This window comes from Magnetospirillum sp. (assembly GCA_027532905.1).
In the GTDB taxonomy this organism is placed as follows: domain Bacteria; phylum Pseudomonadota; class Alphaproteobacteria; order CACIAM-22H2; family CACIAM-22H2; genus Tagaea.
This window is the reverse complement of the sequence record JAPZUA010000001.1, coordinates 911634-933388: the sequence shown is the minus strand read 5'-3', so window position 1 is coordinate 933388 and position 21755 is coordinate 911634. Positions and strand designations below refer to the sequence as shown.

General features: G+C 65.8%; 27 protein-coding genes and 1 tRNA gene. 8 read left to right on the top strand and 20 right to left on the bottom strand.

Annotated features, from left to right (window positions below; genetic code table 11):
• Window positions 1-235: 235 nt before the first annotated feature.
• Window positions 236-1174, bottom strand: coding sequence for a transcriptional regulator GcvA (gene gcvA / locus O9320_04535; protein ID MCZ8310096.1), 939 nt, complete (start codon window positions 1172-1174; stop codon window positions 236-238).
• Window positions 1175-1282: 108 nt separating this feature from the next.
• Here gcvA and O9320_04530 point away from each other — a divergent pair, with 108 nt between their 5' ends.
• Window positions 1283-1513 carry a DUF1127 domain-containing protein gene (locus O9320_04530; GenBank protein ID MCZ8310095.1) on the top strand — a complete coding sequence of 77 codons (231 nt, stop codon included), beginning with the start codon at window positions 1283-1285 and terminating at the stop codon, window positions 1511-1513.
• Here the strand turns inward: O9320_04530 and O9320_04525 are convergent.
• Genes O9320_04525 through O9320_04515 form a run of 3 tightly spaced genes read right to left on the bottom strand, consistent with a single transcriptional unit; the run spans window position 1510 to window position 4591 of the window.
• On the bottom strand, window positions 1510-2616 hold the full coding sequence (locus O9320_04525; protein MCZ8310094.1) for a cystathionine gamma-lyase: 1107 nt from the start codon (window positions 2614-2616) through the stop codon (window positions 1510-1512). The genes O9320_04530 and O9320_04525 overlap by 4 nt on opposite strands.
• Window positions 2613-3590: an NADPH:quinone oxidoreductase family protein gene (locus O9320_04520; protein MCZ8310093.1), complete on the bottom strand. Its 978-nt coding sequence runs from the start codon at window positions 3588-3590 to the stop codon at window positions 2613-2615. Before O9320_04520 ends, O9320_04525 begins: the two co-directional genes overlap by 4 nt.
• The gene (locus O9320_04515) at window positions 3590-4591 is read right to left on the bottom strand and encodes an asparaginase (protein ID MCZ8310092.1); all 1002 of its coding nucleotides are present in this window, start codon (window positions 4589-4591) and stop codon (window positions 3590-3592) included. Before O9320_04515 ends, O9320_04520 begins: the two co-directional genes overlap by 1 nt.
• 18 nt (window positions 4592-4609) lie before the next feature.
• On the opposite strand from O9320_04515, the gene O9320_04510 reads away from it, so the two are divergent.
• Window positions 4610-5122, top strand: a complete 513-nt coding sequence (locus O9320_04510; GenBank protein ID MCZ8310091.1) for a TrmH family RNA methyltransferase — start codon at window positions 4610-4612, stop codon at window positions 5120-5122.
• A 9-nt stretch (window positions 5123-5131) separates the two neighbouring features.
• Here O9320_04510 and O9320_04505 read toward each other — a convergent pair whose 3' ends face one another.
• Together O9320_04505 and O9320_04500 are read right to left on the bottom strand one after the other, a co-directional pair.
• Window positions 5132-5794 carry a ChrR family anti-sigma-E factor gene (locus tag O9320_04505; protein ID MCZ8310090.1) on the bottom strand — a complete coding sequence of 221 codons (663 nt, stop codon included), beginning with the start codon at window positions 5792-5794 and terminating at the stop codon, window positions 5132-5134.
• A gap of 11 nt (window positions 5795-5805) precedes the next feature.
• Window positions 5806-6525, bottom strand: a complete 720-nt coding sequence (locus O9320_04500; protein MCZ8310089.1) for a sigma-70 family RNA polymerase sigma factor — start codon at window positions 6523-6525, stop codon at window positions 5806-5808.
• 29 nt (window positions 6526-6554) lie between these two features.
• On the opposite strand from O9320_04500, the gene O9320_04495 reads away from it, so the two are divergent.
• Window positions 6555-7139: a hypothetical protein gene (locus O9320_04495; GenBank protein MCZ8310088.1), complete on the top strand. Its 585-nt coding sequence runs from the start codon at window positions 6555-6557 to the stop codon at window positions 7137-7139.
• A gap of 32 nt (window positions 7140-7171) precedes the next feature.
• Window positions 7172-8350 carry a 23S rRNA (adenine(2503)-C(2))-methyltransferase RlmN gene (gene rlmN / locus O9320_04490; GenBank protein MCZ8310087.1) on the top strand — a complete coding sequence of 393 codons (1179 nt, stop codon included), beginning with the start codon at window positions 7172-7174 and terminating at the stop codon, window positions 8348-8350.
• On the opposite strand, the gene O9320_04485 is transcribed toward rlmN, so the two are convergent.
• Entirely contained in the window at window positions 8347-9084 is a 738-nt protein-coding gene (locus tag O9320_04485; GenBank protein MCZ8310086.1) for a class I SAM-dependent methyltransferase, read from the bottom strand. The two genes, rlmN and O9320_04485, sit on opposite strands and share 4 nt — an antisense overlap.
• 161 nt (window positions 9085-9245) lie before the next feature.
• Here O9320_04485 and O9320_04480 point away from each other — a divergent pair, with 161 nt between their 5' ends.
• Together O9320_04480 and O9320_04475 are read left to right on the top strand one after the other, a co-directional pair.
• Complete coding sequence (locus O9320_04480; protein ID MCZ8310085.1) at window positions 9246-10460, top strand: argininosuccinate synthase; 1215 nt, start codon at window positions 9246-9248, stop codon at window positions 10458-10460.
• Complete coding sequence (locus tag O9320_04475; GenBank protein MCZ8310084.1) at window positions 10457-10726, top strand: DUF3253 domain-containing protein; 270 nt, start codon at window positions 10457-10459, stop codon at window positions 10724-10726. Before O9320_04480 ends, O9320_04475 begins: the two co-directional genes overlap by 4 nt.
• Here the strand turns inward: O9320_04475 and folD are convergent.
• Genes folD through O9320_04460 form a run of 3 tightly spaced genes read right to left on the bottom strand, consistent with a single transcriptional unit; the run spans window position 10695 to window position 12131 of the window.
• A complete protein-coding gene (gene folD / locus O9320_04470) occupies window positions 10695-11552 on the bottom strand; it encodes a bifunctional methylenetetrahydrofolate dehydrogenase/methenyltetrahydrofolate cyclohydrolase FolD (GenBank protein ID MCZ8310083.1) in 858 nt (285 codons plus the stop codon). The two genes, O9320_04475 and folD, sit on opposite strands and share 32 nt — an antisense overlap.
• Window positions 11549-11848, bottom strand: a complete 300-nt coding sequence (locus tag O9320_04465) for a DUF167 domain-containing protein (GenBank protein ID MCZ8310082.1) — start codon at window positions 11846-11848, stop codon at window positions 11549-11551. The genes folD and O9320_04465 overlap by 4 nt, the downstream gene beginning before the upstream one ends.
• A 4-nt stretch (window positions 11849-11852) precedes the next feature.
• Entirely contained in the window at window positions 11853-12131 is a 279-nt protein-coding gene (locus O9320_04460) for a YggT family protein (GenBank protein MCZ8310081.1), read from the bottom strand.
• Window positions 12132-12271: 140 nt separating this feature from the next.
• On the opposite strand from O9320_04460, the gene O9320_04455 reads away from it, so the two are divergent.
• Window positions 12272-12347: transfer RNA gene (locus O9320_04455), tRNA-Ala, on the top strand.
• Window positions 12348-12378: 31 nt separating this feature from the next.
• Here O9320_04455 and O9320_04450 read toward each other — a convergent pair.
• Window positions 12379-13701 carry an NAD(P)/FAD-dependent oxidoreductase gene (locus O9320_04450; GenBank protein MCZ8310080.1) on the bottom strand — a complete coding sequence of 441 codons (1323 nt, stop codon included), beginning with the start codon at window positions 13699-13701 and terminating at the stop codon, window positions 12379-12381.
• Between the two features lie 106 nt (window positions 13702-13807).
• Between O9320_04450 and O9320_04445 the strand changes: the two genes are divergently transcribed.
• The gene (locus O9320_04445) at window positions 13808-14281 is read left to right on the top strand and encodes a hypothetical protein (protein MCZ8310079.1); all 474 of its coding nucleotides are present in this window, start codon (window positions 13808-13810) and stop codon (window positions 14279-14281) included.
• 4 nt (window positions 14282-14285) lie between these two features.
• Here the strand turns inward: O9320_04445 and ccmI are convergent, their stop codons facing one another.
• The 9 genes from ccmI to ccmA form a co-directional block, all read right to left on the bottom strand.
• Entirely contained in the window at window positions 14286-15713 is a 1428-nt protein-coding gene (gene ccmI, locus O9320_04440; protein MCZ8310078.1) for a c-type cytochrome biogenesis protein CcmI, read from the bottom strand.
• Window positions 15710-16186: a cytochrome c-type biogenesis protein CcmH gene (locus tag O9320_04435; GenBank protein MCZ8310077.1), complete on the bottom strand. Its 477-nt coding sequence runs from the start codon at window positions 16184-16186 to the stop codon at window positions 15710-15712. The genes ccmI and O9320_04435 overlap by 4 nt, the downstream gene beginning before the upstream one ends.
• Window positions 16183-16719 carry a DsbE family thiol:disulfide interchange protein gene (locus tag O9320_04430; protein ID MCZ8310076.1) on the bottom strand — a complete coding sequence of 179 codons (537 nt, stop codon included), beginning with the start codon at window positions 16717-16719 and terminating at the stop codon, window positions 16183-16185. The genes O9320_04435 and O9320_04430 overlap by 4 nt, the downstream gene beginning before the upstream one ends.
• Window positions 16716-18749, bottom strand: a complete 2034-nt coding sequence (locus tag O9320_04425) for a heme lyase CcmF/NrfE family subunit (protein ID MCZ8310075.1) — start codon at window positions 18747-18749, stop codon at window positions 16716-16718. Before O9320_04425 ends, O9320_04430 begins: the two co-directional genes overlap by 4 nt.
• 8 nt (window positions 18750-18757) lie before the next feature.
• Window positions 18758-19258: a cytochrome c maturation protein CcmE gene (gene ccmE, locus O9320_04420; GenBank protein ID MCZ8310074.1), complete on the bottom strand. Its 501-nt coding sequence runs from the start codon at window positions 19256-19258 to the stop codon at window positions 18758-18760.
• Window positions 19255-19416, bottom strand: coding sequence for a heme exporter protein CcmD (gene ccmD / locus O9320_04415; protein ID MCZ8310073.1), 162 nt, complete (start codon window positions 19414-19416; stop codon window positions 19255-19257). Before ccmD ends, ccmE begins: the two co-directional genes overlap by 4 nt.
• Window positions 19416-20120, bottom strand: coding sequence for a heme ABC transporter permease (locus tag O9320_04410; GenBank protein MCZ8310072.1), 705 nt, complete (start codon window positions 20118-20120; stop codon window positions 19416-19418). Before O9320_04410 ends, ccmD begins: the two co-directional genes overlap by 1 nt.
• A 144-nt stretch (window positions 20121-20264) precedes the next feature.
• Window positions 20265-20930, bottom strand: coding sequence for a heme exporter protein CcmB (ccmB, locus tag O9320_04405; protein MCZ8310071.1), 666 nt, complete (start codon window positions 20928-20930; stop codon window positions 20265-20267).
• Window positions 20927-21574, bottom strand: coding sequence for a cytochrome c biogenesis heme-transporting ATPase CcmA (gene ccmA, locus O9320_04400; protein MCZ8310070.1), 648 nt, complete (start codon window positions 21572-21574; stop codon window positions 20927-20929). Before ccmA ends, ccmB begins: the two co-directional genes overlap by 4 nt.
• Window positions 21575-21755: the final 181 nt, after the last annotated feature.

Genomic DNA, 21755 nt, shown 5'->3' with positions numbered 1-21755 from the left:
ATTCGAGGTTACATGTTGCAAGACCCACTTTTGGGCGGAATCCCGCTCGTCTTTCTTCACATTTCAAATAGCGCACGCGGCCGGCGGCGACCCCGGCGACGATGATTGATTGGAGCATAAACGAAGGTTTATTTCAAGAACAAAGATAATTACCTCTATAAAAATATATTTTCCTTTCAATGGATTTGGACGACCTCAACCAATCCTATGCTCCGGCTTCCGCAAAAGCGCCCACCTATCGCCGCCGCTTGGCTTTGCCGATGCGCGCGAAGGCGGCACGCTGCGGCGCGGTTTCTTCCAACAGCCAATCCCGAAAAGCTTTGAGCGTCGGGCGGTCCGCGTCCGCTTTGCGGCACACGAACCAATAGGCTTTGCCCGCCGGCACGATGAGGTCGAGCGGCTGCACGAGGCGGCCCGACGCGATCTGGCTTTCGAACAGATAGGGCGCGCCCAAGGCGAGGCCAAGCCCTTCCATCGCCGCTTCGACCGCAAGGCGCGTCGAATCGTAGACGGTCGCCCGCCGTCGCGGGGCAGCATCCAAGCCCGCCGCTTCGAGCCAAGTTTTCCAATCGTCCCAAAAATTGTGGTCGTCCGGCATTTCGAACTGGAACAGGTCGGCAGGCTTGCGGATCTTTTTGGCGATCTCGGGCGCGCAAAGCGGGGTCAACGCATCGTCGAAAAGTTTGACGGCGTAGAGGCCCGGCGCGTTCGCGTCTGCCGTGTAGCGAATCGCGGCGTCGTGCGGCTCGCGGTCGAAATCGATCTTGTGCTTCGAATTGTCGAGCCGCAGCACGATCTCGGGATGGCGGGCTGCGAACACGCCGAGCCGGGGGACGAGCCGCAGCGCAAACGTATAGAGCAGGCTGATCGTGAGCGTGCCTTTGGCTTCGCGCTCGCGCGCACGCTGGGCGGCTGCCGCAATGCGCGCAAAGGCGACGCCAAGTTCGGGTGCGAGCAGAGCGCCCGTGTCGGTCAAGGCAAGCGCACGCGTCAGGCGCCGGAACAAAGGCGTGCCGAGATCTTCTTCGAGCGCTTTGACCTGGTGGCTCACCGCCGCTTGCGTGACGCCCAGTTCCTCCGCCGCCTTCGTCAGCGACAGATGGCGGGCGGCCGCCTCGAAGGCGCGCAGCGCATTGAGCGGCGGCAGGCGGGGCGTGTGGCGCGGAACGGCCATACCCTAGATTTCCTAATGAGAAGGGCGAGAAGAGGTCGTTTGTCGAATGCCAATTATAGGGTCAAATTGTTTGCCAAGCCAGAAAACACACATGAAGGAGATTGTGGCATGGCAAGCTTGGTCCAGCACGACAGCGTGGATGTTCGCCGCGCTTGGATCGCGGTATTTGTGGCCCTTGGCGGAGCACTCGGCGCCAGCGCGCGCTTTTTGATGGCAGCCCAAGAGCGCGCCCAGCAGCGCGCGCGCCTCGCCGAGTTGGGGCCGGATGAGCTCAAGGATATGGGCCTCACGCGCGGCGACGTCGAACGCACGCTGCAGCGCCCCGAATACTGGCGCTAGAGTTGGGAAAGGCTTTCGTCCATCGCGCCCCACAAAGCTTCGAGCGGTTCGCAGCCGACCGACAGGCGCACATAGCCGGGTGCCACCGCGTCGCCCCAGCGGGCGCGTCGCTCGGCACTTGTGTGCACGCTGCCGAAGCTCGTACTCGGGCGGATGAAGGGGCATGCGATGAAGGTTTCGGCGGCAGCTTCGTCGGCGAAGGTAACGCCCACGAGCCCGCCGAAGCGGCGCATCTGTTTGCGCGCGATCGTGTGCGAGGGATCGTTGCCAAGGCCGGGATAGCGCACCGAGACCGTCGCCTTGTGCACGGCCAGGCGCTGGGCGATTGCGAGCGCGTTTTCGCATTGGCGGGCATAGCGCAGCTCGAGCGTCTCGAGGCCGCGATGCACGAGCCACGCTTCGAACGGGCCGGGGATCGCCCCGCCGAGTTTGCGCCAGTCGCGCACGGCCGCCAGCTGCTTTTCGTCGCGCGAGGCGACGTGGCCGAACAGCACGTCCGAATGGCCCGCGGGCGCTTTGGTGTCGGCCGCGACCACGAGATCGGCACCCAGATCGAGCGGGCGCTGGCCAAGCGGGGTGAGCGTGGTGTTGTCGACGCATACGATCGCACCGGCGGCGTGCGCTGCAGCACAGACCTCGGCAATGTCGCACACGTCGAGGCCCGGATTGGACGGGGTTTCGATCCAGACGAGCCGGTAGCCCGCAAAACCCCCTTCGAGGAATTTCGCCGTGGCGCGCGTGTCGAACGCAACGCCGAGCGGTGCAAGGAAACGTTCGCTCAAGGCGCGCGTGGTGTAGTAGCCGTCGGACGGCAGCAGGATGCGGTCGCCGCTGCGCAACGTGGAATAGAGCACGGCAGCAATCGCGGCCATGCCCGAGGGGAAGCCAACGACCGGCGCGTCTTCGAGCAGCGCCAGCGCATGCTCGACCGCATCCCAGCTCGGATTGTGGAAGCGGCCGTATTGGAACGGCGCATCGGCCGGCAGCCCCGGAATGTGAAATGAACTTGCGAGCACGATGGGCGGGGCAATGGGGTCGCCGGGGGCGAGATCGGCGCGCGCATGCAGGAGCTTGGCGATGCGGATGTCGTCGGGGTCGGTCATGCGATTTCGATCACAGCTTTGCCTGTCCCCTTGCGCTCGGTGAGATGAGCCAAGGCCGTGACGGCATCGGCGAGTTTGAAACGCGCATCGACATGCGGCTTCAAGAGCCCTTGCTGCCACCAGCCGATCAGCGTGGAAAGCGAGGCCTGCAGGCGCGCCGGATCGTGGCGCCGATAGCTGCCCCAGAAAAAGCCGAGCGCTGCCGCATTCTTGACGAGCAGCAGATTGGCCGGGATCTGCGGCACGGCACCGGCCGCGAACCCCACCACGACGATGCGCCCTTCCCACGCGACCGCGCGCAAGGCCGCATCGAAGGCGGGGCCGCCCACTGGATCGAATACGACGTCGATGCCCTTGTCGCGCGTGAGGGTGCGCACCACGGCGCGCAGATCTTCGGTCGCGTAGTTGATGGCCGTGTCCGCCCCGTGCGCCATCGCCAGGCGCCCGCGCGCATCGTCGCTGGTTCCGGCATAGACGATGGCGCCCATCGCCTTGCCGACTTCGACGGCCGCGAGCCCCACGCCGCCTGCCGCCCCGAGGACGAGCAGCGTTTCGCCCGCCTGCAGGTTTGCGCGCCAAAGCAAGCCGCCATGCGCCGTGCCGTAGACGATGGGAAAGGCGGCGGCGGTCGCGTAATCCATCGCGTCCGGAATTGCGACCGTGTCGGCCGCGCGCGCGATCGCGAACTCGGCGAAAGCCCCGTGTTCGGCGGTGGCGAGCACGCGTGTGCCGATGGCAAAGCCGGTCACGCCCGCACCCAGCCCGTCGATTTCGCCGGCCATTTCCATGCCGGGCACAAACGGGAATTCGGGCTTGGCCTGGTACTTGCCGCGCACCATCAGCGTGTCGGCGAAATTCACGCCCGCCGCGCGCACGCGCAGCCGCACTTCGCCGGGGCCGGGCGACGGGATCGGCAAATCGCCCAGCCGCAGCACGGGCGGATCGGCAAAAGCGCTGCAGCCGATCGCGCGCATCACCAATTCGGCGCGGGGCGAATCTCGCCGACCGTCCAACCGTTGGCATTGACGAGTTTCGGATTGACGAGAGCCTCGACCTCGGTGCTTGGCGTGTCGGCAAAACCGCCGAGCCGGTCGAGCAGGCGCGCCATCGCGACTTCGGCCGCACGGCCCGCCCCGTCTTCCACTTTAAGCGCAATGCCGATGCGCCGTTCCGGAATCGCGGCCATGTAAACGCCCTCGGCCCCGGTCTTCAGCACCACGCGGCCGCGGGCCGCCTGCAAGGTGCGCGTGCAGAAGCGGCCCGAGCCCGCCAGCATGAATGGGTTTTCGACGATGGCAGCCGCCATGCGCTTGCACGCGGCGGCGCGCATGGGTTCGAGCCCATCGGGGCTCCCGAGGCGCGCGATGCCGATCGCGAGATTGCGCACCGGGATGGCGATCTGCGGCAGCGAGCAGCCGTCGAAGCCGGTGGCGGCCGCCGCAAGATCGAGCCCCAGCATCGCCTCGAAGCGCGCCACGATCTCTTTTTGGAGCGGGTGCGACGGGTCGATATAGCCCTTGGTGGGCCAACCAAGATGGCGGCACACGGCGAGCATGCCGGTGTGTTTGCCCGAACAATTATTGTGGAGTGCGGTGGGCGCTTCGAAGGCGCGGATCAGGCCCTCGGCGCTGGGGGCGTGCGTGGGCAGATGCGCCCCGCATTCGAGATCGCTCGCATCGAGACCCATGCGATTGAGCCATGCGGCGACCGTCTGCGTGTGCATGGGCTCGCCGCCGTGGCTGGCGGCCGAAATCGCGATCTCGGCATTCGAGCAGCCGAACGCGTCCGCCGCCCCGCTTTCGAGCAAGCCCAGCGACTGGATCGGCTTGATCGCCGAGCGCGGGAATACGGGCAGATCGATATCGCCGTACGCTTCGAGGATTGTGCCGTCGGGCGTGGCGATTGCGACATGCGTGCGGTGGCGGCTTTCGACCGCATTGCCGCGCGTGACTTCGACGATCAAGGGAGCATTCATGATGCGGGGAAACTTGCCTTGCCGCGCGCCAAAGGGCAAGGTCCGCCGATCATGAAGGGTTATTTCGGCATCGGCGTCGAGGGTATTTCGAAACCCATGAATCTGGGCGCTCTCGCGCGCACCGCGCACGCGTTCGACGCGGCGTTTGTGTTCACGGTCGCGGCCGCGTTCGACCGGCACCAAGCCAATTTGGCCGATACGTCCGACGCCTCGCAGAGCGTGCCGATCTACGATTGGCCGACGATCGACGCGATGCAATTGCCGCTCGGCTGCACGCTTGTGGGCATCGAGCTTACCGACGACGCGATCGATCTGCCGCGCTTCCGCCACCCGCGCGCGGCCGCCTACGTGCTGGGGCCCGAGCGCGGCTCGCTGTCGCCCGCCATGCAGGCCTTGTGCAAATTCGTGATCAAGATCCCGACGAAATTCTGCATCAACGTGTCGCTCGCGGGCGCACTTGTGATGTACGACCGCGTGCTGTCGATGCGCACGCACGACGCGCGCCCGATCCTGCCGGGCGGAACACCTTGACGGCGACGTCTAGCGGCGCGCGAGTTTCAGCAGCGGATTGAGAAGGCGCCCGAACGGACCCGTGAGCTTGATGGGCGCATTGGCCACATGTAGGCACAGGCAGTCCGTCGCGCGGTCGGCCACGGGGGCGTGGTCCACGCTTGCGTCGGCCGCACACACGTCGCCGCGCGCATAGCCGGCACGCCCGTCTTCGAACGAACCGGCGAGCACGAGCAGCAGTTCGTCGCCCTCGTGCGTGTGCTGCGGGATCGACTTGCCGGCCGCAATGCGCAGCAGGCTCAATTCGTAGGGGCTTGTCGTGCCGAGCTTCAGCGTGGCCTGTTCCACGCCGCGCACCACGCGCCGCCAGTCAAGGGCGTCGATCGACGGGCCCGTATAGGCGCTGACGGCGGCGGGCAGCAGGGCGGAAGCGGCGGCCGGTGCGGTGTGGCGCAAGGTTGCGGGGCTCGCATCGATGCGCGCCATCATGCAGGTGAGCGCGTCGGCGGCGAGTTCGGCCGGTGCCTGCTGTTCGAGCAGAACGCCGCCCACGGAAGCGAGGCGCGCATAGGTCGCGCGCGCAGGTGCGGACAGTGCAAGATGCGCTTCGACGAGCACCGCCACCGGCTCGGGCGTGGCGCCGGCGGCGTGGTCGAGCAGCCATTCGTCCGGAATATGGGCCAAGTTTGTCATGCTGTGCGCTTTCATGTGTCGCTCTCAAACATAGTGCGAAGCCGCGCCACGGCAAGCCGCAGGCGCGACTTGACCGTGCCGAGCGGCAGCCGCAGGCTCGAAGCGATGTCGCCGTGCGAGCGGTCTTCGTAATAGGCAAGGCGCAGCATCTGCGCCTGTTCGGGCGGCAGATCGGCGATCGCCCCCGCCAGCCGCGTCTCCCACATGCGGGCATCGAGCACGCGGTCGGGCAGGGCGGCGGTATCGGGCATTAGGCCCGGATCGTCGGGGTCGAGATCGGCGCGCTTGTCGCGGCGGAGTGCGTCGATGCGCCGATTGCGCGCGATCGCGAATATCCAGGTGCCGGGGCTCGCCATCTGCGGATCGTAGCCGGGCGCCTTGCGCCAGACGGTCAGCATCACGTCTTGCATCAGGTCGTCCGCCTGCGCGCGCTCGGCCCCCAGGCGCATCAGATAGCCCTTCACGCGCGGGGCGAAATGCGCGAACAGACGGGCGAAAGCCGCCCGGTCCTGGCGATTGGCCACCGCCCCCAGATCGCGCACCAGCGCTTCGAGCGTCGGGGTTGCCGGCAAAAGCGGGTCGCTGTCGTTGGCCATGGCGCCTTGTATAGAGCGGTTCAAGAACGGCGCAAGCGCGCCCGCAAACGCCGTCGCGACCGCGCTGGGGCGGCCGGGGCGTGGGGCGAGGGTTTCTGCGCGGTTGACGAGCATCATGTCCAGTGCGATACGCAAGCTATGGCCCATCGGATCACGATTCGCCCATGAAAACCGCTCTCTGGCTCTCTGTATTTGGTTTGTTCCTCGCCGTCGAGGCGGGGGCCCAAACGCAGCCGCGCCCGGCTGCCCCCGCCCCGGCCGCACCCGCAAATGCGGGCCCGCGCCAGCTCGGCAATTACGACGGCTGGCTCGCGGCCGAAGCAGGCAGCGGGGCCACGCGCGTGTGCTACGTGATCGGCCGCCCGGTCAAGGTCGAGAGCAAGCCTGCGGGGGCGCGCCGCGCCGATCCGACCTTGAGCGTGGCGCATTATCCGGGCGTCAACAAATCCAACGAGATCACGTGGTTTGCCGGATATCCGCTGCGCGACGGCGGGGCCATGGAAATCGAAATCGGGCGCGTCAAAGTGCCGCTTTCCAATCTCGACCAGCCAGGCTCCGACCGTGCCTGGACGCGCGAAGACGCCGCCAACCGCACGGCCATCGACGCGATGCGCGCCGCCGCCCCGCGCGCAACGGCAATCGTACGCGGCGTGTCCGCACGCGGCACCGAGACGACCGACACCTACAATCTCACGGGCTTTGCCCGCGCTTTGGCCGATATCGACCGCGCCTGCAACGTGCGCCGCTAGCCAGAACTGCCGGGCACCCTTATATAGCGGGCATGCTCGAGCCCATCGTCCCAGCCCCCGCCTTGGCGCCCTTCAAGGAAAGCCTGCCCGCCCCGCAAAGTCCGGACGGGCGCAGCAACCTTGTGGGGCTCACGCGCCAGGAGCTGGCCGAGCTTTTCAAAGAGCTCGGCGAGCCGGCATTCCGCGCGCGCCAATTGTGGGGCTGGATCTACGCCAAGGGTGCCCGCGATTTCGACGACATGACCGACATGTCGAAGAAGCTGCGCGCCAAATTGGCCGAACGCTACGCCGTGCACCGGCCCGAGATCAGCCGCCTGCAGGATTCGATCGACGGCACCAAAAAATGGCTGCTGCGCTTCCCCGACGGGCAAGAAATCGAAACCGTCCATATCCCCGAAGAAGACCGCGGCACGCTTTGCATCTCGAGCCAGGTCGGCTGCACGCTCACCTGCAAATTCTGCCACACGGGCACGCAGCGCCTTGTGCGCGACCTCACGCCCGCCGAAATCGTCGGCCAGATCATGCTGGCCAAAGACACGTTCGACGAATGGCCCGGCCCCGAAGGCAACCGCAAACTCACGAACATCGTTTTGATGGGCATGGGCGAGCCTTTGTTCAACTACGCCAACGTCGCCAAGGCGATGAAGATCGCGATGGACGAAGAAGGCCTTGCGATCTCCAAGCGCAAGATCACGCTGTCGACCTCGGGCGTTGCCCCCATGATCAAGCGCTGCGGCGAAGAATTGCGCGTGATGCTGGCGATCTCCTTGCATGCGGTCACGGACGAGCTTCGCGACGTGCTCGTCCCGCTCAACAAGAAGTATCCGATCGCCGAACTCATGGAGGCGTGCCGCAACTACCCGAGCCTGTCGAACGCGCGGCGTATCACGTTCGAATACGTGATGCTGAAGGGCGTCAACGACAGCCCGGCCGATGCGCGCGCGTTGGTGAAGCTCATTTCGGGCATTCCGGCCAAGGTCAATCTGATCCCGTTCAACGCCTGGCCGGGTGCTCCGTTCGAGTGCTCGACAAACGAAGCCATCGAGAAGTTTTCGCAGATCGTGTTCGACGCCGGCTATTCGAGCCCGGTGCGCACGCCGCGCGGGCGCGACATTTCGGCCGCCTGCGGCCAGCTTAAAAGCGAAAGCCAGAAAATCCGCCGCAGCCTGCTCGATGCCGCAGCCGCAGCGAGCAGCGGCGACGCGTCCTAGACCGGGACGGCACCGTAAGGATCGCAATAAGCGTCGAGCACGCGGTGCAATTCCGCGTGGCTGTCTTTGGGCGCCAAGATGCCAATACCCGACGCCGTGCGCGTGAGCACGCGCGCTTTGTGCGAGGGCGTGGCGGCCGCGATTTCTTTGAACGACGGCAGCATCTGGCAGACCATCACGTCGTGGAACATGTAGACGGCGTCGGTCGTGCAATGCGGGCGGATGCCGAAATAGTCTTTGCTCTGCGCTTCGTTCGTGTGGTCGGCGTCGATGAACACCATGTCGATGGGGGCGTCGAAATGGGCGGCGACCGTGGCGGCCAAATCGTCGGGTGACGCACCCAGCACGCCGGTCACGTCGAAGCCGTTTTCCTTGGCGATTTGGTTCGTCAGCGCCAAGCCCTCTTTGCCGTTGCCCATGCCGATATCGATCGCCACGATCTTGGCCTTGGGCATCGCCAGCGCCAAAGCGAGTGTGCTCCAGCCGAACGAACAGCCGATCGCGAAGATACGTTTGGGGGCGAGCACCTGGCCGATATCCTCGATCAGCGCCACCTCCGACATGTTGATGCCGCCGCCGAGATTGCCGATGTTCGTGCCCTTGCGGAACGCGTAGGTGAAGGTGCCGTCTTCGGCACTGTTCAGCGACAATTTGGTCAGCAGGAACGGCGAAATGCTCGAGCGGATCGTGAAGCCGTAGCGGCCATAAAGCTCGACGAGTTTGACGAACAGCATTTTTCGTCCCTTTTTGTACAGAACGCGTCGAATCGGGTGTCTCGATTCTACCCCGCACTTTGCCAAAAAGCACGAGACCGCCCTTGCCCCGGCCCGTGCAATACCTATACTCCGCGCCGATTTTGCCGCATCCCCAGTCCAAGCTCGAAACGGTCCGTCCCATGGAAAAGAAAGTCAAAAAAGTCGTCCTCGCCTATTCGGGCGGCCTCGACACCTCGATCATTCTCAAATGGCTGCAGGACACCTACGGCTGCGAGGTCGTGACCTTCACGGCCGATCTCGGCCAGGGCGAAGAGCTCGAGCCCGCGCGCAAAAAGGCGCAGATGCTCGGCATCAAGGAAATCTTCATCGAAGATCTGCGCGAGGAATTCGTGCGCGACTTCGTGATGCCGATGTTCCGCGCCAACGCGCTCTACGAGGGCCAGTATCTGCTGGGCACGTCGATCGCGCGCCCGCTCATTGCCAAGCGCCAGATCGAAATCGCGCGCCAGGTCGGGGCGGATGCCGTGTGCCACGGTGCCACCGGCAAGGGCAACGATCAGGTGCGCTTCGAGCTCACCTACTACGCGCTCGAACCCAACATCCGCGTGATCGCGCCCTGGCGCGAATGGAAGCTCGACAGCCGCACGAAGCTGCTCGACTACGCCGAAAAGAACCAGATCCCGATCGCCAAGGACAAGCGCGGCGAAGCGCCCTTCTCGGTCGACGCGAACCTCTTGCACATTTCGGCCGAAGGCAAAGTGCTGGAAGATCCGTGGCAGGAGCCCGAAGAATTCGTCTATTCGCGCACCGTCTCGCCCGAAGCCGCCCCCGACAAGCCCGAATATCTCGAGATCGAATTCGAAAAGGGCGACCCGGTCGCGGTCAACGGCAAGCGTCTGTCGCCGGCCGCTTTGCTCACCGAGCTCAACGCGATCGGCGGCCGCCACGGCATTGGCCGCCTCGATCTCGTCGAGAACCGCTTCGTCGGCATGAAGAGCCGTGGCGTGTACGAAACGCCCGGTGGGACGATCTGGCATGTGGCCCATCGCGGGATCGAATCGATCACGCTCGACCGCGGTGCCGCCCACCTCAAGGACGAGTTGATGCCGCGCTATGCCGAGCTGGTCTATTACGGCTTCTGGTTCGCGCCCGAGCGCGAAATGCTGCAGGCTGCGATCGACAAGAGCCAAGCCAACGTCTCGGGCACCGTGCGCATCAAGTGCTACAAGGGTCAGGCCACCGTCGCGGGCCGCAAGAGCCCCAACAGCCTCTACAGCTTGGCGCACGTGACCTTTGAAGAAGACGCCGGTGCCTACAACCAGCGCGACGCGGAAGGCTTCATCAAGCTGAACGCGCTGCGCCTGCGCCTGGCGGCGGCGAAGCGCAAAGGGTGACGCAAGCACCGCCCGACAACGAAGCTCTCGACGCGGCGATCCTCGCGGCCGTCACGGCGGGGCGGTCGGTCAGTCCTTCGGATGTGGCCGTGGTTCTCGCCGGGCCTGGGAAGGCTTGGCAGGGGTTGTTGCCGAAGATCCGGGCGCGCGCCCTGGTGCTGATGGGCGAGGGCAAGATCGAGATATTGCGCAAGGGCAAGCCGATTGCCGATGCCGCCGACATGCGCGGTGTGGTCAGGCTGCGCGGCGTGCCTTTGCCGCCATGAGCGTGTTGGCGAGCAGGCAGGCGATCGTCATGGGGCCGACACCGCCGGGGACGGGCGTGATGGCGCCTGCGATCGGCAGCGCGGCCGCGTAGTCCACGTCGCCGACGAGGCGGCCTTTGCCGTCCGGCGTTGCCACGCGGTTGATACCGACGTCGATCACGATCGCCCCCGGCTTGATCCAATCGCCTTTGACCATTTCGGGTCGGCCGACGGCGGCGACGAGAATGTCCGCACTGCGGCAAACGGCGGAAAGGTTCGCCGTCTTCGAGTGCGCGACCGTGACCGTGCAGTCGGCGGCCAGCAGCAGATGCGCCATCGGCTTGCCGACGATGTTCGAGCGGCCGACGATCACGGCGTGTTTGCCGGCGATGTTCGTGCCGAGGCTCGCGATCAAGCGCATCGAACCGGCGGGCGTGCACGGCACCAAGCCCGGCCGGCCACTCGCGAGCAGGCCCGCATTGACCGCGTGGAAGCCGTCGACGTCTTTGGCCGGCGCGATTGCGTCCAGCACCTTCGTGGCGTCGATATGTTTGGGCAGCGGCAATTGCACGAGGATGCCGTCGACTTTTTCGTCTTCGTTGAGTTTGGCGACGAGGGCCAGCAGATCGGCTTCGCTTGTCGTGGCCGCCAAGCGATGTTCGAAGCTCGCCATGCCAGCTTCGAGCGTGGCCTTGTGTTTGTTGCGCACATAGACGGCACTGGCCGGGTCCTCGCCCACGAGCACGACTGCAAGGCCCGGCTGGAAGGGCAGGCTTGCAACCTCGCGGCCGACATCGGCACGCAAATCCGCGGCGATGGTTTTGCCGTCGATGATGCGGGCGGTCATGCGAGTTTTCCTTCGATGGTTTTGCGCAACGCTTCGGGCATGCCGGCGATCTTGAAGCGTTTGAGGCGCGACGTGGCCCCTTTGACCAACGCGAACTGGCGCTTCGGAACGCCGAAAAATTCGGCGAGGGCGGCGATGGTCGCGTCGTTGGCTTTGCCGTCTTCGGGGGCGGCGTTGACCGCGACCGCGAGGTTGGTGCCGTCGCCAATGCCGCCGATACCGGGGCGGCGCGATTTGGGCGTCACGCGCACGGCGAGATACACGCCGTCCGCCGCGAGCTCCAAATAGCCGCCCATCTTGTCAGAGCCAATATTCGTAGATCAGGTTCTGCGCGAAGATCAGCAGCAGGATCAGCACCACCGGCGAAATGTCGATGCCGCCGATATTGGGCATGAAGCGGCGGATCGGGCGCAAGGCGGGCTCGGTGATGCGGTAGAGAAAATCGGCGATCGTGTAGACGACCTGGTTGCGCGCATTGAGCACGTTGAAGGCCAGGAGCCACGACAGCACGGCAGAGCCGATCAGAACCCAAATATAGATCTGGATGACCGACGACAGCAAAACGCCCAACGACTGCATGGTGGCCCCATTTCCCCGGAAAAAGCGTGCGGGCGGATCGTACTCGAAGCCGTCAAACGCTTGCAAGGTCTTGGAAAATCGCTCCCTTGACAGGGGCGGGGCGGGCCAGCATTATCCCGCACCTTTCGATGCCGGAGCAGGGGGCCGTAGCTCAGCTGGGAGAGCGCCTCGTTCGCAATGAGGAGGTCGTCGGTTCGATCCCGATCGGCTCCACCATCCCCGCTCCGGCAATCGATAGGTCCCTAATTCAGTGCAGTTTGAGTTTCGGACGAATCACCTGATTCACGTGCCCGATGCCGATCATGATCAGGCCCTTGAGCCAGCCATGCACGGCCAGAATGTGCATGCGGTAGAGCGACACATAGACGAAGCGCGCAAGCCTGCCTTCGACCGCCATGCGCCCGCCGATGAGATTGCCCATGAGGCTGCCCACGGTCGTGTAGCGCGCGAGGCTCACGAGCGAGCCGTGGTCTTTGTAGACGAAGGGCACGGGCGCTTTGCCCTCGACGAGGCGGCAGAGATTCTTGAACGCGGTCGCGGCCATCTGATGGGCGGCTTGCGCGCGCGGCGGAACCGGGCGCGGACTGCCTTCGACGGGACACGCACAGCAATCGCCGATCGCAAAGATGCGTTCGTCGCGCGTGGTCTGCAGGGTCGGCAGCACCACGAGCTGGTTCGTGCGATTGGTCTCGAGCCCGCCGATCTCTTTGAGAAATTCCCCGCCTTTGACGCCGGCCGCCCATACGCGCAGATCGGCCGCGACGGTCTCGCCGCTTTTGGTGACGATCCCCTCGGGCGTCGCTTGCGTAACTTGCGTGCCCGTGAGCACGCGCACGCCAAGCGCTTCAAGCTCTTTGTGCGCGGCGGCCGCAAGCTTCTCGGGCAAGGCCGGCAGGATGCGCGGGCCTGCTTCGATCAACGTGATCTTAAGGCGGCTTTCGTCGAACACTTCGAGGCCGTAGACGCGCAAGGCGGCAGCAGCACTGTAGAGCTCGGCCGCAAGCTCCACGCCAGTCGCCCCGCCGCCGACGATCGCGACATTGACGGTGAGATTGGCCGACGGATCGATCGTCATGCCGCGCGACACGCGCAGACACGCATTGAGCAGACGCTGGCGAAAGCGGTCGGCTTGGGCCCGTTCGTCGAGGAAGATGCAGTTCTCGCGCACGCCGGGCGTACCGAAATCGTTGGAGACCGAACCCACCGCGACGACGAGATAGTCGTAGCGGATGCGATGGCGGGCCACGATCTCGAGGCCCTTTTCGTCGAACATGGGGGCGATCACGACCTCGCGGCTGTCGCGGTCGATCGCCTCGAGCGTGCCGTCGAAAAACCGGTAGCCCCAGCGATAGGCGTGGCTGCGATACCCGACCTCGTCGAGATTGGCGTCGAGCGAGCCTGCCGCCACCTCGTGCAGCAGCGGCTTCCAGATATGCGCGCGGTTGCGATCGACCAGAATGAGGTCGTAATGCTTGCCTGCGAACTTGGCGCCGAGCCGCGCCATCAGCTCGAGTCCGCCCGCACCGCCGCCGATCACGACGATCTGGGTCTTTTTTGTCTTGGTTTTCATGTCCATACAATTTGCGAATCTACATGCCGAATGAGGCAATATCGATATAATTCGCGCCTGCGGCGCGTCGCAGCTTATGATTCTTGGGGCAACAAGCGGTATCGGAATGAGCGACGAATTTCTGCGCAGCATCCAAAGCGACAAATTGCGGCAGCTTTACCGGTTCTGGATTCGCCAGTCGCCGGCGGCCGGGGGCCCGCCGCGTGCGCGCGATCTCGACGTGCAGGGCTTGGCCGAATGGGCGCGCAACCTGATCGTGATCGAGGTGCGCCCGCAAGCGCGCTTCCGCTACGGCTTCTACGGCACCACGTTTCGCAAAGCCTTCGGCGTCGATATGACGGGGGCGATCGTCGAGGATTTGCCGGCTGCCCAATCCGGCATTCTGACGGCCGAGTATCGGATGGTTCGGCGCACGCAGCGCCCCTATTGGCGCGTCTATGCCGGCTGGTTTGGCCCCAAAGAAGAGCCGCAGACCTGGGAGCGCCTGTCGCTGCCGCTGCTCGGGCAAAAAGGCGACGTCGCCTTCATCCTCGCCGCCGCCTATCGCGCCGATGTGGGCCGCGCTTTGATCGGCGCTTGAAGCGCTAGTTTCCGGCTTTGAGCTTTTCGATGCGCTCGACGAGTTCGGCGCGCGCGGGCGTTCCTTCGGGCAACAAGGCCAACAGACGCTGCCACAAGGCCGTGGCGGCGAGTTGGTTGCCGGCGACGACTTCGTCGAGCCCGACGAGCCAAAGCGCCAATGCGTTGTTGGGCGAGCGCTCGAGCAGATTCGCCATTGCTTTGCGCGCGGAATCGTCGAGGCGCGTGTCGGGATCGTGGAGTGCGAGCAGCGCATCGGCATAGGCGTCGAGCACGGGGATCTGGTCGGGCGCGATTTCGGCCGTGCGCGCATAGGCGGCAAGCGCCTTCTCGGGCTCGTCGAGCGCTTGCCACGAACGGGCGAGGCGCTGCCAGCCTTCGAGATCGTCGGGCTGCGCTTCGAGCCGGGCCGCAAGCCCTTCGACCATGCCGCGAATGGCTTCTGCACGCTCGGCTTCGGGCAACGCGAGCAAGGCTTGGCCACCCGGCGGCACGCCTTGCGGTGCGCCCTGCGGCGGAGCGGCCGAAGCAAAAACGCTTTGCGGCGGCGCCAAACTCGATATGGCCGGGCGATTGTCGGGCGAGGGGCGCAGGCGCGAAAGATCGATGCGCGCTTCGCGTGCGGCTTGCGCCAACGCCTCGCGCACGGTCGCCAGCCACGGCGCGTCGGGCGGCGAGGCGGCAGCGAGATCGAACCACATGCGCACGGCGGCGTTGAGGTCGCCTGCTTGCGCCAGCGCTTGGCCCATATAGTAGCGCGCGCGCGGATCGCCGGGGTCTGCGGCGAGCACGCGCGCAAAGGCGCGCTGCGCCTCGGGTGTCACTTGGCCGTTGGCGGCAAGCACGGCCGCTTCGCCGAGCGAGCCTGCAAGTTCGGGCCGCTCGCCTGCAAGCTTGTCGGCGGCGCGCCAGGCATCGAGCGCGTCTTCGGCCAGGTTGAATGCGGCCGAGACTTGGGCAAGACGCACCCAGGCTTCGATATCGTTCGGGTTGTTCGCCACGCGCGCGCGCAAAGCGCGTGCGAATTCCACGAGCTGCGGATCCTGGTTGGTGCCCGTCGCGCGCTGTTCGGCAAACGGCACGCCGGGTGCGCCCGGCGCACCCCGGTCGATGTAAAGTGCGAACGCTGCCGCCGGAAGTGCGACCGCCAACGCGACCGCCAGCAGGCGCGAGCCGCCGGTATGCGCAGGTTCCAACGCAGGTTCGGCGGCAAGCGTCAGCATGCGGCGGCCGATTTCGGCGCGGGCGGCCTGGGCTTCGCGCGCATCGATGGTGCCGCGCGCCAAATCGCGCGCGATCTCTTCGAGCTGGTCGCGATGCACTTCCATGTCGAAGGCCGCACGCGTGGGCGGGGCCTTGGCCTTGCGCAGCATCGGCCACACCATCATGGCCACGACGAGTGCTGTCAGCAGCGCCAGAACGGCGAAAATCATTTGCGTTCCTCTGGCGCCAGCAATTTGGCCAAGCGCTGCTCTTCTTCGGCACTCAAGGAAGCGACGGACGGTGCCGCTTTGGGATTGCGGCGCCGGATATAGATGGCCGCGCCGAGGAGCCCTGCCGCGAGCAGGCCGAAGGGCCCGTACCACAGCAGAATCGTGTCGGTGCGCAGCGGCGGGCGCAGCAGCACATAGTCGCCGTAGCGCTGCGTGACATACGACAGCACGGCTTCGTTGCTGTCGCCGGCCGTCAACCGCTCGCGCACAAGGCGGCGCAGATCGGCCGCAAGCGAGGCGTTCGAATCGTCGATCGACTGGTTCTGGCAGACCTGGCAGCGCAGATCCTGGCTGATCACGCGCGCGCGCGCCTCGAGGGCGGGATCGGCCAAGCGCTCGCTCGGCAACACGGCACCGGCCGCTGAAGGAAGAAAGGCGCACAGGAACGCGAATGCGAAACGACGCGCCCTCATGCCGCCCTCTTCAATTGCGCGATGAGTTTCAGCATGTCGTCGAGCACGGCAGGCGTGACCGGCCCCACATGTTTGAAGCGGATTGTGCCGCTGCGATCGACGACGAAGGTTTCGGGCACGCCGTACACGCCCCAATCGATCGCCACACGGCCCTCGATATCGTAGCCGATGGCGCGATAGGGGTTGCCGAGATCGCCCAGCCATTTGCGCGCGTCTTCGGCTTTGTCTTTGTAGTTGAGGCCGAGGATCGGCACGTCGCTTTCGCGCGCAAGGCGCATGAAAATCGGATGCTCGACGCGGCAAGGCTGGCACCACGAGGCGAATACGTTGACGATCGAGACTTGGCCTTTGAGCGTCTCGTTCGACAGGCCCGCAAGGGCGAGGCCCGGTACCGCCGGCAGATCGAAGGCAGGAGCCGGGCGGTCGATAAGGGCACTCGGAACTTTCTGCGGATCGCGCGTGAGCCCGAAACCGAGATAGCCCGCCAGAACCAGAAACGCCGCGAGCGGAACCAGAAACAGCAGGCGCTTCATTCGGCCGCCTGTGCAGCACCGAGCGGGACGGCCGCACGCCGAGGGGCACCCACGCGATGGCGCCGGTCGGTCAGCGACACAATGCCGCCGAACGCCATCACGCATGCGCCGATCCAGATCCAGGGGACGAGCGGATTGTGGTAGATGCGCGCGGTCCATTGCGTGTTGGCGTCGGTGGGGGCAAGGAAGGCCGGCATGTTGAGTGCGGGCGTGCCCAATTCCGGATCGCCGATCGTGGCGTAGAGATCGGCCAGCAGGTTCGTTTTGATCGCGGTTTCGGTCGTCGAGGTGCCGGCCACGGGGAAGAAGCGGCGGGCGGGCATCAGCACGGCATAGAGCCGGTCGTTTTCGTAGACCTCGAACGTGGCTTGCGTGGCAAAGAAATTCGGCCCCTCGCGCTGCGTGACACCCTTGAACACAAAGCGATAGCCCGCCACGTCGAACGCATCGCCCGCGCGCACGAGGCGGATCACTTCGGTCTGCCAGGCGGTCACACCCGCAATGCCCATCACCATGAGGCCCACGCCCGCATGCGCGATCGTCATGCCCCAGCTCGCGCGCGGCAGATTGCGCATGCGCGACCACACGGTGCCGGCCGGTGCGCGGAACAACGCCACGCGTTCGCTCCATTCGACGGCAGCCCCCGCGATGAGCCACGCGGCCAAACCCATCGCCAGGGCCGCGAAAATCTTGCGCCCTGCATCGGCCCAATAGACGACGACGATCACGGCGATCGAAGCCGCGATCGCGAACGACAGGCGCTGGGCGGCGGCGGCCAAATCGCCGCGCTTCCAGCCCAGCAACGGGCCGAAGCTGACCGCGAGCAGAAGCGGCACCATCAGCGGCACGAAGGTCGCGTTGAAGAAGGGCGGGCCCACCGAAACCTTGGCGCCGCCGACCGCTTCAAGGAACAGCGGATAGAGTGTGCCGATCAGCACCGTTGCGGCCGAGGTTGCGAGCAGCACGTTGTTGAGAACGAGCCCGCCTTCGCGGCTGATCGGCTGGAAGAGGCCGCCGCCGCGCAGCATGGGCGCCCGCCACGCATACATCGCGAGCGAGCCGCCAACCGCGATCACGAGGATCGCCAAGATGAACACGCCGCGCGCCGGATCGACCGCAAAGGCGTGCACGGAAGTAAGCACGCCCGAGCGCACCAGGAACGTGCCGAGCAGCGAGAGTGCAAAAGCAAGGATCGCGAGCAGAATGGTCCAGGTCTTCAGCGCGTCGCGCTTTTCGGCGACGATAGCCGAATGCAGCAACGCCGTACCCACAAGCCACGGCATGAAGCTCGCATTTTCGACCGGGTCCCAAAACCACCAGCCGCCCCAGCCGAGTTCGTAATAGGCCCACCACGAGCCGAGTGCGATGCCGAGCGTGAGAGCCGACCACGCGGCCAGAGTCCAGGGCCGCACCCAGCGCGCCCACGCGGCATCCACGCGGCCTTCGATGAGGGCGGCCATCGCAAACGCGAACACGATCGAGAAGCCGACATAGCCAACGTAAAGCAGCGGCGGATGGAAGGCGAGGCCGGGGTCCTGAAGCAGCGGGTTGAGGCCGTTGCCGTCGAGCGGCGGGGGAAGCACGCGCAAAAACGGGTTCGAGGTGAAGACGATGAAGGCGAGGAACGCGACGCACACCATGCCCTGCACGGCAAGCGTGCGCGCCTTCAGCCCGTCGGGCAGGTTACGCCCGAAGCCCGCCACCAGCGCGCCGAAAAGCGCCAGAATCAAGGCCCACAGCACCATCGAGCCTTCGTGGTTGCCCCACGAGCCCGAGATTTTGTAGAGCATCGGCTTGTCGGAATGCGAGTTGGCGACGACGTTGCTGACGGTGAAATCCGAAACGATGAACGCGTAGACGAGGCAGCCGAACGAAAGCGTCACGAGCCCGAACTGCGCAAACGCGGAGGGCTTGGCAAGCGCCATCAGGGCGGCGTCGTTTTTCTGGGCGCCCACAAGCGGCAGGCTTGCCTGCACGAGGGCGACGCACAGCGCCAGCACAAGCGCGTAATGGCCGATTTCGGCGGTCATGGTCGGGGCTACCTCTGTGCTGCGGGGGCAGGGGGGGGAGCCGTACCGGCACCCATCGTTTCGTTCCATCGGCCCGAGCGTTTCAGCGCTTCGGCCGCTTCCGGCGGCATGTAGTTTTCGTCGTGGCGGGCCAGCACTTCGCGCGCGCGGAATGTGCCGTCGGCGGCAAGCTTGCCGTTGGCGACCACGCCTTGGCCCTCGCGGAACAGGTCGGGCAGCACGCCCACATAGGCAACAGGGACGGCATGTTCGAGGTCGGTCACGCGGAAGCGCACTTCGGCCGTACCCTGCACGCGCTCGAGCGAGCCCACTTCGACGAGGCCGCCGATGCGCATTTGCCGGTCGAGCGGCACTTTTTTGTCGGCGACGTCGGTGGGCGTGTGGAAGAACACGAGATGGTCGTCGAATGCCGTCAGCGTGAGGGCGGCGGCCGTGCCGAGGCCGAGGCCTGCCAGCAGCAACACGGCAAGACGGCGGCGGCGCGCCGTACGGGCTTTGGGCAGTTTCATGGGCTTTGCTCGTCCCCGTCGGCGGCGGCCAAATCGCGCTCGAGCGTTTTGAGGCGCCGCACGCTCGCCACGACCAGCACGGTCAGCACGGCGGCTGTGAGGCCGTAGGCTGCCCACACAAAATCGGCGTAGCCGCCCATCGCGAAAAATTCTGCCATCAGCGGAAACTCGCCACGCCCGCTTCGGCGCTGCGCGAATAGGAGAGGGCGGCAAGCCGCCGCTCGATGAGGCCTGCGCGCATGCGCACTAGGGCGAGTGCAAAGAAGAGCAGCGTGAACCCGACCGCCATCAGCAGCAGCGGTGTGAGCATCGAAGCGTGGATGCTGGGCCCGTCGAGGCGCGACACGGAGGCGGGCTGGTGCAGCGTGTTCCACCAATCGACCGAGAATTTGATGATCGGCAGATTGATCGCACCCACGAGGGCAAGGATCGCCGAGCTGCGCGCCCCGCGCGTGTCGTCGTCGAAGGCCGAGTTGAGCGCCATGTAGGCGATATAGACGAAAAACAGAATCAGCACCGAGGTGAGGCGCGCATCCCACACCCACCATGTGCCCCACATCGGCTTGCCCCACAGCGAGCCGGTGGCAAGGCACAGGAAGGTGAAGGCCGCCCCGATGGGCGCCATGGCTCGGCCCGCAACGTCGGCCAACGGATGGCGCCACACGAGCGAGGCGGCGGCCGCAATCGCGAGATTGGCGTAGACGAACATCGCCATCCACGCGGCGGGCACATGCACATACATGATGCGCACGCTGTCGCCTTGCTGGTAGTCCGGCGGCGAGGCCACGAGCCCGAGATAGAGTCCGACGGCGAGGCAGACGGCAGCACCGCCCGCAAACCACGGCAGCAGCAGGTTCGACAGACGCTTGAAGCGCGCCGGATTTGCAAGAGCTTGCCAGTTCAAGACAGTCCCCTCGGCGGTCCCATCGGCGTTGTCGTTTCCCCTGGCAGATATAATGGTCGGATCGGCGTCAATTTCCAACCCATTCGCGGCGGGAATATGGCGTTAAGACGCCGCTTGGCGCAAGGCGGCTGCCATGGCGAACGGGGCAACCGTGAGCCAGAACACCGCAAACCCCGCCAGCAAGAACAAATGCGGCCGCACGCTGAGGCCGGCGATCTGCGCTTCTACAGCCGCGACCGCGAAAATCAGCACCGGAATTGCGAGCGGCAGCACGATCAAGGCGAGCAAGGCCGAGCCTTTGCGCGCCCCCACGGCGAGGGCTGCCCCAATGCCGCCAAGCAGGGCAAGGCTCGGCGTGCCGAGCAGCAGCGAGGCGAGCAACGTGCCGAAAGCCTCGCTCGGCAGTTGCAGCATCGCGGCCACGATCGGCGACACGGCGATCAACGGCACGGCACTGCCGAGCCATAGCGCGGCACATTTGGCCAGCACAAGCGCTTCGAGTGGGGCGGGGGCGAGCAAGAGCTGGTCGAGCCCGCCTTCGTCGGCCTCCGCCTGGAACAGTCGCTCGAGCGGCAACAGGCTTGCGAGCAACGCCACGACCCACACGATGCCGGTCGCAACGCGTGCGAGGATCTGCGGCTCGGGCCCGATGCCAAACGGAAACAGCGTGGCGGCGATCACGAAGAATGCGAGCACGGTCAGCGTTTCGCCGACATTGCGTAGGCCGAGCGACAGATCGCGCCGCAGCAGGGCAAAAGCAGCGCTCATTGGGCCGCACGCAGCGTCAGCGTGCGCGCTTGGCTGCCCGGAAAATCGAGATGCGTGGCCGCGATCACAATGCCGCCGCCCTCGCGCTTGTCGGCGATGGCGGATGCGAGGCACGCAACGCCTTCGACATCGAGCCCGTTGGTGGGTTCGTCGAGCAGCCACAAAGCGGCGGGGGCCACGCACAGGCGCGCCAACGCCACGCGCCGCTTTTGGCCCTGGCTCAAAAAACGCGCCGGGCGGTCGGCGAGTTTGGCAAGGCCGAAAACATCGAGCGCATGCGCAATGTGGTGGCCTTCGACGTCGCGCCCGCCCACTTCGCGCAAGGCGGCGTGGAAGCGCAGATGTTCGCGCGCGGTGAGGTTGGCTTTGAGCGCGTCGAGGTGCCCGACATATTGCAGGCGCGCGCGATGGCCGGCCGGATCGTCGGCGATGTCGGCCCCGTGCCAGGCAAGCGTGCCGGCGGCTGGGGCCACAAGCCCCGCCAGCACGCGCAGCAGGCTCGATTTGCCGGCCCCGTTGGGACCGCGCAGCACCACGAGATCGCCGGGGGCGAAGCCGAAATCGAGCTTGGCGAACACGGTTCTGCCGCCGCGCATGCACGCCAATTCGCGCCCCGAGAGGCCTGCTGCCGATTCGCCCATCATGGAAAGGAGCTTAGCGAAAAAAAAAGGGCGGATGCGAACCGTACATCCGGGCTCGCACCCGCCTTCGCGCAAGTTGCCGCAGCAAGGGTGGAGTCCGGGTGTCCCTCGTGCGGCCGTCCAACGGATCCTTCGCGTGCGCGATCGCAAAAACGCTTCCGTCGATCTACCCATATAACGAGGC

Excerpts from the sequence above, each read along its gene's own strand:
- O9320_04530 (MCZ8310095.1), top strand. The coding sequence starts at position 1,283 with ATGGCAAGCTTGGTCCAGCACGACAGCGTGGATGTTCGCCGCGCTTGG.
- ccmE (MCZ8310074.1), bottom strand. The coding sequence starts at position 19,258 with ATGAAACTGCCCAAAGCCCGTACGGCGCGCCGCCGCCGTCTTGCCGTG.
- folD (MCZ8310083.1), bottom strand. The coding sequence starts at position 11,552 with ATGACCGCCCGCATCATCGACGGCAAAACCATCGCCGCGGATTTGCGT.
- O9320_04520 (MCZ8310093.1), bottom strand. The coding sequence starts at position 3,590 with ATGCGCGCGATCGGCTGCAGCGCTTTTGCCGATCCGCCCGTGCTGCGG.
- ccmD (MCZ8310073.1), bottom strand. The coding sequence starts at position 19,416 with ATGGCAGAATTTTTCGCGATGGGCGGCTACGCCGATTTTGTGTGGGCA.
- O9320_04450 (MCZ8310080.1), bottom strand. The coding sequence starts at position 13,701 with ATGAAAACCAAGACAAAAAAGACCCAGATCGTCGTGATCGGCGGCGGT.
- O9320_04465 (MCZ8310082.1), bottom strand. The coding sequence starts at position 11,848 with ATGGGCGGCTATTTGGAGCTCGCGGCGGACGGCGTGTATCTCGCCGTG.
- rlmN (MCZ8310087.1), top strand. The coding sequence starts at position 7,172 with ATGCTCGAGCCCATCGTCCCAGCCCCCGCCTTGGCGCCCTTCAAGGAA.
- ccmA (MCZ8310070.1), bottom strand. The coding sequence starts at position 21,574 with ATGATGGGCGAATCGGCAGCAGGCCTCTCGGGGCGCGAATTGGCGTGC.
- O9320_04480 (MCZ8310085.1), top strand. The coding sequence starts at position 9,246 with ATGGAAAAGAAAGTCAAAAAAGTCGTCCTCGCCTATTCGGGCGGCCTC.
- ccmB (MCZ8310071.1), bottom strand. The coding sequence starts at position 20,930 with ATGAGCGCTGCTTTTGCCCTGCTGCGGCGCGATCTGTCGCTCGGCCTA.
- gcvA (MCZ8310096.1), bottom strand. The coding sequence starts at position 1,174 with ATGGCCGTTCCGCGCCACACGCCCCGCCTGCCGCCGCTCAATGCGCTG.
- O9320_04525 (MCZ8310094.1), bottom strand. The coding sequence starts at position 2,616 with ATGACCGACCCCGACGACATCCGCATCGCCAAGCTCCTGCATGCGCGC.
- O9320_04515 (MCZ8310092.1), bottom strand. The coding sequence starts at position 4,591 with ATGAATGCTCCCTTGATCGTCGAAGTCACGCGCGGCAATGCGGTCGAA.
- O9320_04445 (MCZ8310079.1), top strand. The coding sequence starts at position 13,808 with ATGAGCGACGAATTTCTGCGCAGCATCCAAAGCGACAAATTGCGGCAG.
- O9320_04460 (MCZ8310081.1), bottom strand. The coding sequence starts at position 12,131 with ATGCAGTCGTTGGGCGTTTTGCTGTCGTCGGTCATCCAGATCTATATT.
- O9320_04435 (MCZ8310077.1), bottom strand. The coding sequence starts at position 16,186 with ATGAGGGCGCGTCGTTTCGCATTCGCGTTCCTGTGCGCCTTTCTTCCT.
- O9320_04430 (MCZ8310076.1), bottom strand. The coding sequence starts at position 16,719 with ATGAAGCGCCTGCTGTTTCTGGTTCCGCTCGCGGCGTTTCTGGTTCTG.
- O9320_04425 (MCZ8310075.1), bottom strand. The coding sequence starts at position 18,749 with ATGACCGCCGAAATCGGCCATTACGCGCTTGTGCTGGCGCTGTGCGTC.
- O9320_04505 (MCZ8310090.1), bottom strand. The coding sequence starts at position 5,794 with ATGACAAACTTGGCCCATATTCCGGACGAATGGCTGCTCGACCACGCC.
- ccmI (MCZ8310078.1), bottom strand. The coding sequence starts at position 15,713 with ATGATTTTCGCCGTTCTGGCGCTGCTGACAGCACTCGTCGTGGCCATG.
- O9320_04485 (MCZ8310086.1), bottom strand. The coding sequence starts at position 9,084 with ATGCTGTTCGTCAAACTCGTCGAGCTTTATGGCCGCTACGGCTTCACG.
- O9320_04495 (MCZ8310088.1), top strand. The coding sequence starts at position 6,555 with ATGAAAACCGCTCTCTGGCTCTCTGTATTTGGTTTGTTCCTCGCCGTC.